The following is a 12,299-nucleotide window of genomic DNA, read 5'->3' on the forward strand; positions in this document are numbered from 1 at the left end:
TGGGTGGGCAGACGGACGGGCGGCGCTGGCTATAGTCAGGGGCCCGATGAAGAAAGCACGCACCGCGAGCCTCACCCTCGACGACTTCCTCCCCTATCGCCTGTCGGTCGCGGACAACGTGGTGAGCCAACGCATCGCGCGCGTGTACGCGGCCGAGGACGGCCTCTCCACGCAGGAGTGGCGGCTCATCGCCGTCCTGGGCCAAGACGGGGAGCGCTCGCAGCGGGAGCTGGTCCAGCGCACGCGGATGGACAAGGTGCCGGTGAGCCGCGCCGCGCGCTCGCTGGAGGAGCGCGGCCTGGTGCGGCGCGCCACGAGCCAGAGCGACGCCCGCTCGCGGCGCCTGACGCTGACCGCCTCCGGCCGCGGGCTCTACCGGCGCGTGGCCCCGGCCGCGCTCGAAGCGGAGGCGGAGGTGCTCGCGGAGCTGTCACCCGCTGAACGCGCGGTGCTGCGCTCGCTGCTGGAGCGCGTGGAGCGCGCCGCCATCCGGGCCCTCGAGCGCGCCCCCTGAGCCTTGCCGCATTGGTTACATCTGTTACTATTTCGGACGCCATGGAAAACGTCCGCCACCTGACAGGCTTTGGGAATGAGCACGCATCGGAGGCTGTCGCCGGTGCGCTTCCAGTGGGCCAGAACACGCCCCAGCGCGTCGCCTTCGGCCTCTACGCCGAGCAGCTCTCCGGCACCGCGTTCACCGCGCCGCGCGGCGTGAACCGGCGCACGTGGATGTACCGGCTGCGGCCCAGCGCGGGACACCCGGCGTACCGGCCCGTGGAGTCCCGCGCGCTGCGCAGCGGGCCGTTCCGGGAGGTGCCTCCGTCGCCCAACCGGCTGCGCTGGAGCCCGGCGCCCATGCCCACGGCGCCCACCACCTTCCTGGAGGGGCTCTTCACCCTGGGCGGCAACGGCTCCCCGGCCGAGGGCGCGGGCGCGGCGGTGCACCTCTACGCCGCGACGGCGTCCATGACGGACACGGCGTTCTTCAACGCGGACGGCGAGCTGCTCATCGTCCCGCAGTCCGGGACGCTGCGCATCGTCACGGAGCTGGGTGTGCTGGAGGTGCCGCCCGGCCACGTCGCGCTCATCCCGCGCGGCATGCGCATGCGGGTGGAGCTGCCCGGCGGGCCCGCGCGCGGCTACGTCTGTGAGAACTACGGCGCGGCGTTCCGGCTGCCGGAGCTGGGCCCCATCGGCTCCAACGGGCTGGCGAACCCGCGCGACTTCGTGGCCCCGAACGCGGCGTACGAGGACGTGGAGCGCCCCACGCGCGTGGTGCAGAAGTTCCAGGGGAACCTCTGGGAGACGACGCTGGACCACTCGCCCTTCAACGTCGTCGCGTGGCACGGCAACTACGTGCCGTACACGTACGACCTGGCGCGCTTCAACACCATCAACACGGTGAGCTTCGACCACCCGGATCCGTCCATCTTCACGGTGCTCACGTCGCCCAGCGACACGCCGGGAACGGCGAACTGCGACTTCGTCATCTTCCCGCCCCGGTGGATGGTGGCGGAGCACACCTTCCGGCCGCCCTGGTTCCACCGCAACGTGATGAGCGAGCTGATGGGTCTGGTGCACGGCGTCTACGACGCCAAGGCGGACGCGTTCCTGCCCGGAGGCGCGTCGCTGCACAACTGCATGAGCGCCCACGGCCCGGACCGGAAGACCTACGAGGCGGCCGTCGCCGCGGAGCTGACGCCGAAGAAGATCGACAACACGCTCGCGTTCATGTTCGAGACCCGCTGGGTCATCGCGCCCACGCGGCAGGCGATGGAGAGCCCCGCCCTCCAGGCGGACTACGACGCCTGCTGGGCGGACCTGCCCAAGGCGAAGGTGCCGTCCACGGGAGGCGGCCAGCCATGAAGCTCGCGTCGCTCGACGTGGGGCGGGACGGCCGGCTGGTCGTCGTGACGAAGGACCTCTCCCGGTACGCGGAGGCCTCCGCCATCGTGCCCACCCTCCAGGCCGCGCTGGATGACTGGGAGCGCCACGCGCCGGCCCTTCGCGCGCTGTCGGAGCGGCTGGAGCGCGGGGAGCTCAAGTCGGAGCGCTTCAACCCCACCTGGTGCGCGGCGCCCCTGCCCCGCGCCTACCAGTGGGCGGACGGCTCCGCGTACGTGAACCACGTGGAGCTGGTGCGCAAGGCGCGTGGCGCGGAGCTGCCGCCCTCCTTCTGGACGGATCCGCTGATGTACCAGGGCGGCTCCGACGGCTTCCTGGGGCCGTGTCAGCCCATCCCGCTCGCCGACGAGTCGTGGGGCTGCGACCTGGAGGGCGAGGTCGTGGTGGTGACGCGCGACGTGCCGCTGGGCGCCACGCGCGAGCAGGCCCTCGGCGCCGTCGTGCTGGTGGGGCTGGTCAACGACGTGTCGCTGCGCAACCTGATTCCGGCGGAGCTGGCGAAGGGCTTCGGCTTCTTCCAGTCCAAGCCCGCGTCGGCGTTCTCGCCGGTGTTCGTGACACCGGACGAGCTGGGAGCCGCGTGGCGGGACGGCAAGCTGCACCGCCGCCTGGAGGTCTTCCTCGACGGCGAGCCCTTCGGCCGCGCGGACGCGGGCGTGGACATGACGTTCGACTTCGGCACGCTGGTGGCGCACGCGGCGAAGACGCGCTCGCTGTGCGCGGGCACCATCGTGGGCTCCGGCACGGTGTCCAACCGGGGCCCGGACGGCGGCCCCGGCAAGCCCGTGCGGGACGGCGGCGCGGGCTACTCGTGCATCGCGGAGGTGCGCGTGGTGGAGACGCTCCGCGACGGCGCGCCGAAGACGCCGTTCCTCAAACGCGGCAACCGGGTCCGCATCGAGATGCGGGACGACGCCGGCAACAGCATCTTCGGCGCCATCGACCAGGGCGTCGGGGAGTAGGCGGGGAAGGAGGGTCCCCTTTTCGTCAGGGCCCCTTGTTCCACCCGTCAGGCGCGCAGCAGGATTCACGCGCGCCTCCATGCTCCTGACCCTATCGACGACCCACACGCCCGCGACGGACCTGGGCTACCTGCTGCACAAGAACCCCGACCGGCCCCAGTCCTTCGAGCTTCCCTTCGGACTGGCGCACGTCTTCTACCCGGAGGCCTCCGCGGGCCGCACCACGGCCGCGCTCCTCCTGGAGGTGGATCCGGTCGCCCTGGTGCGCGGCCGGCCGTCGTCCAGCGGCCAGGGCGGCACGCTGGACCAGTACGTCAACGACCGGCCCTACGTGGCGTCGTCCTTCATGAGCGTGGCGCTGTCCCGCGTCTTCGGCACCGCCCTGTCGGGACGCAGCAAGGACCGGCCGGAGCTGGCCGCGCAACCGCTGCCCTTCTCCGCGCGCCTGTCGGTGCTGCCCTGCCGGGGCGGTGAGACGTTCCTGCGCCGCCTCTTCGAGCCGCTCGGGTACACCGTCACCGCGACCCGCCACGCGCTGGATGAGACCGTTCCCGCGTGGGGAGACAGCCGCTACTTCACCGTGACGCTGGAGGGCCACGTGCGCCTGGGCGACCTGCTCTCGCACCTGTACGTCCTCATCCCGGTGCTCGACGACGACAAGCACTACTGGGTCGGCGACGAGGAGGTGGAGAAGCTCCTGCGCCACGGCGAGGGCTGGCTCGCCGCGCACCCGGAGCGCGAACAGATTGCCCGCCGCTACCTGCGCCACCGCCACAGCCTGGCGCGCGAGGCCCTGGAGCGGCTCGCGGGCGACGAGGCCCCGGAGCCGGAGGAGCGCCAGGAGGCGCGCAACGCGGAAGAGGCCGTGCTCGAGTCACGCCTGAGCCTCAACGAGCAGCGCCTCCAGGCGGTGATGACCGTCCTCCAGGAGCAAGGCGCCGCGCGCGTGGTGGACCTGGGCTGCGGCGAGGGGCGGCTGCTCAAGGCCCTCCTGAAGGACCGGCGCTTCACGGAGGTCGTCGGCATGGACGTGTCCCACCGCACGCTGGAGATCGCCCAGGACCGGCTCGGCATCGAGAAGATGCCGGACCTGCAGCGCAAGCGCGTGAAGCTGCTGCACGGCTCGCTGTTCTACCGGGACCAGCGGCTCGCGGGCTTCGACGCCGCCACCGTCATCGAGGTCATCGAGCACCTGGACCTGCCGCGCCTCGCGGCCTTCGAACGCGTGCTGTTCGAGCACACGCGGCCGGGCCTCATCCTCCTCACCACCCCCAACGCCGAGTACAACGTGCGCTTCACCTCGCTCCCCGCCGGCACCTTCCGCCACCGCGACCACCGCTTCGAGTGGACCCGCGCCGAGTTCGAGGCCTGGGCGGCCCGCATGTGCGAGCGCTTCGGCTACACCGTGCGCCTGCTGCCCGTGGGAGAAAACGACGCGGAGGTCGGCGCGCCGACGCAGATGGCGGTCTTCGCGCGATGAACGTCCACATTCCAGAGCTGTCCCTCGTGGTGCTCATCGGGCCGTCCGGTTCGGGCAAGACGACCTTCGCGCGCCGGCACTTCAAGCCCACGGAGGTGCTCTCCTCGGACACCTACCGGGGCTTCGTGTCCGACGACGAGAACAACCAGGAGGCGACGAAGGACGCCTTCGAGACGCTGCGCTACGTCGCCGCGAAGCGGCTGGCGCGGGGCCTGCTCACCGTGGTGGACGCCACCAACGTGCAGCCGGAGTCCCGCAAGGCCTTCGTGGAGCTGGCGCGCGAGTACCACGTGCTGCCCGTGGCGCTGGTGCTGGACGTGCCGGAGCGCACCTGCATCGAGCGCAACCAGCAGCGGCCGGACCGCGCCGCCAGCTTCCGCTTCGTGCGCAACCAGGTGTCGCAGATGCACCGCTCGATGCGCGGTCTGGAGCGCGAGGGCTTCCGCCACCTCCACGTCCTCAAGCCGGACGCCATCGACACCGTCGTGCTGGAGCGTCAGCCGCTCTGGTGCAACCTCAAGCACGAGCGCGGGCCGTTCGACATCATCGGCGACATCCACGGCTGCCGTGAGGAGCTGGAGGCACTGCTCACGAAGCTGGGCTACGCGGTGCATCCGCGCTCAGACGGCACGCCGGGCTTCGACGTGCGCGCACCGGAGGGCCGCAAGGCCGTCTTCCTGGGCGACCTGGTGGACCGCGGCCCGGACATCCCGGGCGTGCTGCGGCTGGTGATGGACATGGTGGAGGCCGGCGCCGCGCTGTGCGTGCCGGGCAACCACGAGATGAAGCTGCTGCGCAAGCTGCGCGGCGGCAAGGTCAACGTGTCCCACGGCATGGCCCAGACGCTGGAACAGCTGGAGAAGGAGCCGCCGGAGTTCCACCAGCGGGTGGCGAAGTTCATCGACGGGCTCGTGTCCCACTACGTGCTGGACGACGGGCGCCTGGTGGTGGCGCACGCGGGCATGAAGGAGAGCATGCAGGGCCGGGGCTCCGGCCGGGTGCGCGCCTTCGCCCTGTACGGAGAGACGACGGGCGAGACGGACGAGTACGGCTTTCCGGTGCGCTTCAACTGGGCGGCGGAGTACCGGGGCCGCGCGTCGGTGGTGTACGGCCACCAGCCCGTGCTGGAGGCCGAGTGGGTCAACAACACGCTGTGCGTGGACACCGGCTGCGTCTACGGCGGCCAGCTCAGCGCCCTGCGCTACCCGGAGCGGGAGCTGGTGTCCGTGCCCGCCCTGCGCGCGTACTGCGAGGCGGTGAAGCCGCTGGGCGCCACCGCCCCGTCGGGCCTGAGCGCGCAACAGCAGGCGGATGACGTGCTCGACCTGGAGGACGTCCGGGGCAAGCGCATCATCTCCACGCGGCTGGCCTCGAACGTCACCCTGCGCGAGGAGAACACCACCGCCGCGCTGGAGGCGATGAGCCGCTTCGCCATCGACCCACGCTGGCTCATCTACCTGCCGCCCACCATGTCCCCGTCGGAGACGAGCGACCGGCCCGGCTTCCTGGAGCATCCCCAGGAGGCGTTCGACTACTACCGCAAGGAGGGCGTGGCCCAGGTCGTCTGCGAGGAGAAGCACATGGGCTCGCGCGCCGTCGTCGTCCTGGCGCGCGACGCGGAGGCCGCGCGACGGCGCTTCGGCGTCACGTCCGGCGAGACGGGCGTCTGCTACACGCGCACGGGCCGGCGCTTCTTCACCGACGAGGCCCTGGAGGCCGCGTTCCTCGCGCGCGTCCGGGCGGCGCTGGACGCGTCCGGATTCTGGGAGGAGCTGAAGACGGACTGGGCCTGCCTGGACTGCGAGCTGATGCCCTGGTCGCTCAAGGCCCAGGAACTGCTGCGCGACCCGTACGCCGCCGTGGGCGCGGCCTCCCGCGCGGCGCTGAAGGACGTGGTGGCGGTGCTGGGTCAGGCCACGGCGCGGGGGCTGCCGCTGGGCGAGCTGTCCACGCGCTTCACGGACAAGGCGTCCCACGTGCAGCGCTACGTGGAGGCCTACCGGCGCTACTGCTGGCCGGTGGCGTCGCTGGACGACGTGCGGCTGGCGCCGTTCCACCTGCTGGCCACGGAGGGCGCGACCCACGTGGACAAGGACCATGTCTGGCACATGGAGACGCTGGCGCGCGTGTGCCGCGCGGATCCGTCCTTCCTCATGGCCACGCCCTACCGCCTCGTCGCGCTGGAGGACGCGGACGCGGTGGCCGGCGGCGTGCGGTGGTGGGAGGAGCTCACCGCGCGCGGCGGCGAGGGCATGGTGGTGAAGCCCCTGGGCTTCGCGGTGCGCGGACGGCGGGGCGTGGTGCAGCCCGCCATCAAGTCCCGCGGCCCGGAGTACCTGCGCATCATCTACGGCCCGGAGTACACCGCGCCCGCGAACCTGGACCGGCTGCGCCAGCGAGGCCTGTCCACCAAGCGCTCGCTCGCGCTGCGTGAGTTCGCGCTGGGCGTGGAGGGCCTGGAGCGCTTCACGAAGAAGGACTCGCTCCGCCGCGTGCACGAGTGCGTCTTCGGCGTGCTCGCCCTGGAGAGCGAGCCCGTGGATCCGCGGCTCTGATTCAGTAGTTGAACTGGAGCTGGAGGCGCGTCACGTGCCCCTGCTCCTGTTCATACGGGTAGCGCGACGACGTGCGGTTGGCGATGACGTAGGCGGCCGTCAGCTCCAGGGCCTTCCAGATCTGCCACTCCGCGCCCAGCTCCAGCTCGCGCACGTCGTAGCGCGGGGCGTTGGTCTCGAACTTCTTGCCGCCCTTGTAGAGGGTGCCGCGCACGTAGGGGATGAGCGACACGCCCACCACGCCGTCCAGCTTGTACATGAGCTGCGCGTAGCCGCCCTGCAGGTTGCGGCTGTCGATGAGCAGCGAGTCATCCGGCCCCGTGCCCAGCGACGGGCCCCGGCCCACGTTGTATTCCGCCTGGAAGCCCAGGGGCTGCGGGTAGACGGTCAGGCTGACGATGGCGCGCGCATCCACCAGGTTGTTGCCGCGCGCGAGCGCATAGGCCGCGTCCTCGCGCGGGGCCGCGCTCAGGTTGAAGCGGCCGTAGTAGGCGCCGCCGCCGACCTCCACGTACTGGGAGCCGAAGAGGAAGGGCCAGGTGACGCGCGCGACGCCGTGCGGGCTGTTGTTGCGCTCGGCGCGGTTGGCCGTCTGGCCGTTGTAGACACCCAGGCCCACGACGCCGTAGTCGCCGGAGCCCTTGAGGCCGCTGTCGACGAGGAACTTGAAGCGCTCGCGGATGTACGCGGGCGCCCAGTAGAAGAACACGCCCAGGTCGCGCTCGTCCTTCAGCGCGCTGTTGATGGCGTCGTTGCGGTCCAATGCCAGACGGTTCTGGCTGGACTGGAGGTTCTCGAAGCCGAAGGGCACCTTGGACTGGCCCACGCGGAAGCGGAACTCCTTCGCCGAGTCGACGAAGATGTCCGCGTACCAGTCCCGCATGATGGCGACGTTGTACTGGTCCCCGATGACGGAGGCGAAGTCCGGCTGCAGGTACACGGACACGTGCGGGTGCACGTCACCGGAGATGACCAGCCGCGCGCGACGGATGCCGAACCCGGTGTCCTTGCCCAGGAAGCGGTCCCCCTGCTCGTTGATGAGCGAGTCGTTCACCCGGAAGCTGGGCAGCCGGTTGTAGCGGACCTGCGTGTAGCCCCGGAGGCGGAGCGTCTCGTACCAGGGCTTGTCCTTCTTCTTCTCCTCCTCCGGGGGCGGCGCGACGGCGGGAGTCACCGGCGAGGGAGCTTCCGCGGGCGGCGGAGCCTCCCCCACGGGCGCGGACTCGGGCGGAGTCTCCTGGGCCAGCGCCAGGGCGGCGGAGGAGAAGAGGAGCGCGGTACCAGCCAGCAGGGCCTGAAGGACGGAGCGGTGGGACGAGGTGAAGGTCATGGGTGCGTGGGAGCCGGGCGGGGAACGGGGAGGGACCCGCCCGGTCCCGATGTGGCGCTCCCGTTACCGAAGGGAGCGGCCCTCCGCCACACACCGCGGGCCGTTGTTGCCACACCGTTACCGGAGACGCCGCCCTGTCACAGGAACGAGCGCTGCGTGTCACACGTTCGTGACACGGGCCAGGGCTTGCGCTACCGGGCGCTGCCCCGCGCGGCCTTCTGGATGAGCTCCAGCAGGGAGCGCAGGTGCGGCTCCGTCACCGGCTCCACCATCTGGACCGAGTGCCGCCGTCCGCCGTCGTCCTCGATGGTGACGGTGTAGCGCGTCCGGTCCGCGCCGGCCGTGGGCCCTCCTCCCACGGTGGCCGGCTGTTCGAAGAAACGGGCCTCCCGCACCTTCCGCTGGAGCGCTTCCGCGGTGGCGGGAGGCAGGGCCGCCAGGTCCACCGTGCGGGGCCTGGCGAGGCCCGGGAAGAAGGCGATGCCCCCGTCCCGTTTGAGCTCGATTCGCATTCCGTCGACCCCAGGGGCTAGTGCTTGCGCTGCACCGGCTGCGTGGCCTGCTTCGGCAGCTGCGGCGTCCAGGCCGGCGCGCCCGCGCGCTCCTTGGAGACCTTGATGCCCACCTGGTTCCAGGCGTCGCGCACGATCTGCTCCTCGTCGCCGCTGCCGAAGAGCCGGACGGCCGCCGTCACGGTGAGCCGGGCGAAGGAGAGGAACGAGGCGTTGGGCTTCAGCCGGGAGTCGCGCAGCGTCTCCAGCCAGATGAGGCCCGCCTTCTCCCACGCGAAGCCCTTCAGGTTGATGGCCGCGAGGCAGAAGGCCTTGTTGGGGATGCCGGAGTTGATGTGCACGCCGCCGTTGTCCTCCCACGTGCTCACGAAGTCCTTCATCAGGGCCGGCTGCGGATCCTTGCCGAGCACCGGATCATCGAACGCGGTGCCTGGGTCCTTCATGGAGCGCAGGGCCTTGCCCTGGACCTTGTCCGTCAGGAGCCCCGCGCCAATGAGCCAGTCGGCCTGGTCCGCCGTCTGGTTCAACAGGCGCTGCTTCACGAGCGAGCCGAAGCAGTCCGACATGTGCTCGTTGAGCGCGCCCGCCTGGGAGAAGTAGGCAAGCGGGCCCTCGTGCTCCGTCACGCCGTGGGTCAGCTCGTGCCCGATGACGTCCACCGAGATGGTGAAGCGGTTGAAGAGCTCGCCGTCGCCGTCGCCGAACACCATGCGCTCGCCGTCCCAGAAGGCGTTGTCGTAGCCGCTGCCATAGTGGACGTGCCCGTTGAGGGGCATTCCGTTCCCGTCAATGGAGTTGCGCCCGTAGACATCCCAGTAGAGGTCGTAGGTCGCGCCCAGGCCGAGGTAGGCCTCGTCGACCGCCGCGTCGCCGGTGTCATTCGCTCCCTCGCTGCGGACCTCCAGTCCCGGAAGGGCTTCGGAGTTCTTCACGTTGTAGATGGTGCGGCGCTTCTGGCTCTCCACGACCATGGGCCCCGGGATGAGGCGCTTCGCCGCCTGGGGCGCACCGCTGCTCGACAGGCGGATGGCGCGCAGGGTGTTGTCGATGGAGAGCGTCCGCAGGGCCTGCGCGCGCTGCTGTGGCGAACCGTTCTGGGCAATCTGACGGCTGACGTACGGCGGCAGGATGCAGTGGTGGGAATGCCAGATTCGAGTGTTGCAACACATCACCCATCTCCTTCTGTGGGGGTACACGAAGACGATGGTGATGACGGCAAGCCGGATTCGGGACACGGGGCGGCAAGGGCTCCCCGGTCGCCAGGGAACCCGTGCGGCGCCTCGCGCCCGGGCCTGCTCGCGCGGTGTCATGACCCGCCGCGCGGCGCTTCGCGCAGCCGGTCAGGCATGGCCACGGTCCTTCGCGCTTCCCCCCGCGCGAAGGGCCGGTGTCAGGGCTTGTGCAGGACCGCCGTGTCCCCCACCAGCCACAGCTCCGAGGACGACGGCGCCCACACGCCCCGGAGGACGCGGCGGGTGCCGGTGGTCTCCGCGGTCCACTTGCCGCCGTCGAAGCGCAGCAGCGTGCCGTTGTCCCCCACGGCCCAGACCTCGGTGGCGGAGCGCCCCATCAGGCCGTTGAGCTGGGACGAGGTGCCGCTGGCCACGGGGAGCCAGAGCGTGCCGTTGTAGCGCAGCAGCGTGCCCCCCGCGCCCGCGGCCCAGATGTCCGTGGGCCCGCTGCCCCAGACGGCCTTCAGGGACGCGCTGGTGTTGGAGGTCATCGCGCTCCAGGCGGCGCCGTCCCAGCGCAGGATGTTGCCGGCGTCGCCCACCGCGATGGCCAGCGAGGGGCCCTGCACCCAGACGCCGTTGAGGTTCGCCTCGGTTCCCGTGGGCTGCCGCGTCCAGGTGGCGCCGTCGGAGTGGACGGCCTGGCCGGACGCGCCCACCGCCCAGAGGTCCGTCGCCGATGCGCCGTGGATGGCGTACAGGTCCTTCCCTCCCTCCGGAACGAACTCCGTGTTGAAGCGGGCTCCGTCGAACCGGTAGATGCGGTCGTGGAACGTTGACGTCAGCCAGACGGCCGTCGGGGAGGCCGCGTAGACACCCGACACGCTGTCGACGGGGGAGTAGTCCAGCTTCGGCTCAATCCAGCCGCCGCCGTTCCAGTGCAGCACGCGGCCCGAGTCCCCCACCGCCCACACGTCCGACGGCCCCGTGCCATGGATGGCCCGCGCCGCGTTCAGGGTGCGCAGCGGCGCCGTGGAGCTCCACGCCTGCCCGGTCCACTTCTGCATCTGTCCGCCCCGGCCAAAAGACCACACGTTGTCAGGCCCGCTGCCGGTGATGGGGCCCACGGCGTCCTCGTCCGTGTCCGTCCACTTCGTGCCGTTGTAGACGTAGCCGAAGTCCTCCCCGCCGGTCAGCACCAGCGAGGGCGAAGCGGCGTACACATAGAAGAGCTGATCCGACGAGCGCAGCGACTGCTCGATGCCGGCGGGCGTGGTGCGGAACACCTGACCGAAGTCGTCACAGAAGATGCAGGGGTCATCCGAGGCGACGGTCCAGACGTCGTTCGGGCCGGTGCCCGTCACCTCGTGGAAGTCGATGTCCGTCGTGCCCGCGTCGATGCCGGCGACGGTGTTGCCATCGTAGCGGCGCAGCGTGCCGGACTGTCCCACCATCCAGACATCCGCGGGCCCGCTGCCCCACACGCCGTTCAGGTCCTTCGTCGTGGACGCGTCCACGCCCTGGAAGCCGCTGCCCCGGTCGCGCCGCACGGTGCCGCTCGCGCCCACGGCCCAGACGTCGCTCGGGCCGGAGGCCCACACGGACTTCAGGTCGCGCGTCGTCCCGGAGCTCACGGGCGCGAAGGCCCCGCCCGTCGTGGAGTGGAGCACGGTGCCGCCCTCGCCCACCATCCACACGTCCGTCGGGGAGAGGGCATGCACGTCGCGCAGCGTGTTCAGCGTTCCGCTGGCCACGCGCGTCCACCGCGTCCCATCCCAGTGCTGGATGAAGCCGTCCTCACCCACCGCCCACCCATCATCGGGAGCGCGGAAGTGCGCGCCCTGGAAGCTGTAGCCATGGGGCAGCGGATACTCCCAGCACCAGCCGTCGCTGCACTCACGCGCGGCGGCGGGGATGCCGCACGTCTTCTCCACGCCGCGCCCGCCGCACACCTCCGGCGCCGTGCAGGTCCCGCAGCTGATGGTGCCACCGCAGTCATCCGGTTCGACGCCGCACTCCACGCCGGCGCTGCACTCCTTCTTCTGCGCGGTGCAGCCACAGACGTTCTCCTGGCCGCCTCCACCACAGGAGGCGGGCGCCGAACAGGTGCCGCACTCGAGCGGCTGGCCACAGCCATCCGTCGCCTCACCGCAGTTGAAGCCCTGCGACTCGCACGTCCGGGGAACGCAGTCCTCGTCGCCACAGCCGGCGGCGAGCGCCGTCATGAACAGGAGCACGGGTGGGAGGACCACCCTCCCCCACCGATAGAGGCTTGAGCGCGGCGCATCCTGCCGGCGCGAAGTCCGCACCGCACCTGCCGCGAAGGAGTTGTCACGGGACATGGGCATCTCCAGGCCGGACGCGGGCGTGAAACCCGCGAAAC

General features: G+C 71.1%; 9 protein-coding genes. 5 read left to right on the forward strand and 4 right to left on the reverse strand.

Annotation, left to right across the window (positions count from 1 at the left end; translation table 11 throughout):
* Nucleotides 1-46 precede the first annotated feature (46 nt).
* The 5 genes from AABA78_RS04595 to AABA78_RS04615 all read left to right on the forward strand — a co-directional run bounded on the left by AABA78_RS04595 (nt 47) and on the right by AABA78_RS04615 (nt 6,902).
* Nucleotides 47-514 (forward strand): MarR family winged helix-turn-helix transcriptional regulator, encoded by a 468-nt coding sequence (locus AABA78_RS04595; protein WP_338261807.1) that lies wholly within the window; start codon nt 47-49, stop codon nt 512-514.
* A 41-nt stretch (nt 515-555) separates the two neighbouring features.
* Nucleotides 556-1,866, forward strand: coding sequence for a homogentisate 1,2-dioxygenase (gene hmgA / locus AABA78_RS04600; protein WP_338261808.1), 1,311 nt, complete (start codon nt 556-558; stop codon nt 1,864-1,866).
* Nucleotides 1,863-2,867, forward strand: a complete 1,005-nt coding sequence (locus AABA78_RS04605; protein WP_338261809.1) for a fumarylacetoacetate hydrolase family protein — start codon at nt 1,863-1,865, stop codon at nt 2,865-2,867. The genes hmgA and AABA78_RS04605 overlap by 4 nt, the downstream gene beginning before the upstream one ends.
* A 79-nt stretch (nt 2,868-2,946) precedes the next feature.
* Nucleotides 2,947-4,347, forward strand: a complete 1,401-nt coding sequence (locus tag AABA78_RS04610) for a 3' terminal RNA ribose 2'-O-methyltransferase Hen1 (RefSeq protein ID WP_338261810.1) — start codon at nt 2,947-2,949, stop codon at nt 4,345-4,347.
* Entirely contained in the window at nt 4,344-6,902 is a 2,559-nt protein-coding gene (locus tag AABA78_RS04615) for a polynucleotide kinase-phosphatase (RefSeq protein WP_338261811.1), read from the forward strand. Before AABA78_RS04610 ends, AABA78_RS04615 begins: the two co-directional genes overlap by 4 nt.
* Nucleotide 6,903: 1 nt before the next feature.
* On the opposite strand, the gene AABA78_RS04620 is transcribed toward AABA78_RS04615, so the two are convergent.
* The 4 genes from AABA78_RS04620 to AABA78_RS04635 all read right to left on the reverse strand — a co-directional run bounded on the left by AABA78_RS04620 (nt 6,904) and on the right by AABA78_RS04635 (nt 12,168).
* Nucleotides 6,904-8,232 (reverse strand): porin, encoded by a 1,329-nt coding sequence (locus AABA78_RS04620; RefSeq protein ID WP_338261812.1) that lies wholly within the window; start codon nt 8,230-8,232, stop codon nt 6,904-6,906.
* A gap of 191 nt (nt 8,233-8,423) precedes the next feature.
* Nucleotides 8,424-8,744, reverse strand: coding sequence for a protealysin inhibitor emfourin (locus AABA78_RS04625; protein ID WP_338261813.1), 321 nt, complete (start codon nt 8,742-8,744; stop codon nt 8,424-8,426).
* A 17-nt stretch (nt 8,745-8,761) separates the two neighbouring features.
* Complete coding sequence (locus tag AABA78_RS04630; RefSeq protein WP_338261814.1) at nt 8,762-9,913, reverse strand: M4 family metallopeptidase; 1,152 nt, start codon at nt 9,911-9,913, stop codon at nt 8,762-8,764.
* Between the two features lie 221 nt (nt 9,914-10,134).
* Entirely contained in the window at nt 10,135-12,168 is a 2,034-nt protein-coding gene (locus AABA78_RS04635; RefSeq protein ID WP_338261815.1) for a hypothetical protein, read from the reverse strand.
* Between the last annotated feature and the right edge of the window lie 131 nt (nt 12,169-12,299).

This window comes from Corallococcus caeni (genome assembly GCF_036245865.1).
GTDB classification, from domain to species: Bacteria; Myxococcota; Myxococcia; order Myxococcales; family Myxococcaceae; genus Corallococcus; species Corallococcus caeni.

What these genes read in the sequence shown, in the direction of transcription:
- AABA78_RS04625 (WP_338261813.1), bottom strand. Translation starts at nt 8,744, where the DNA reads ATGCGAATCGAGCTCAAACGGGACGGGGGCATCGCCTTCTTCCCGGGC.
- AABA78_RS04615 (WP_338261811.1), top strand. Translation starts at nt 4,344, where the DNA reads ATGAACGTCCACATTCCAGAGCTGTCCCTCGTGGTGCTCATCGGGCCG.
- AABA78_RS04605 (WP_338261809.1), top strand. Translation starts at nt 1,863, where the DNA reads ATGAAGCTCGCGTCGCTCGACGTGGGGCGGGACGGCCGGCTGGTCGTC.
- AABA78_RS04595 (WP_338261807.1), top strand. Translation starts at nt 47, where the DNA reads ATGAAGAAAGCACGCACCGCGAGCCTCACCCTCGACGACTTCCTCCCC.
- AABA78_RS04610 (WP_338261810.1), top strand. Translation starts at nt 2,947, where the DNA reads ATGCTCCTGACCCTATCGACGACCCACACGCCCGCGACGGACCTGGGC.
- hmgA (WP_338261808.1), top strand. Translation starts at nt 556, where the DNA reads ATGGAAAACGTCCGCCACCTGACAGGCTTTGGGAATGAGCACGCATCG.
- AABA78_RS04620 (WP_338261812.1), bottom strand. Translation starts at nt 8,232, where the DNA reads ATGACCTTCACCTCGTCCCACCGCTCCGTCCTTCAGGCCCTGCTGGCT.
- AABA78_RS04630 (WP_338261814.1), bottom strand. Translation starts at nt 9,913, where the DNA reads ATGTGTTGCAACACTCGAATCTGGCATTCCCACCACTGCATCCTGCCG.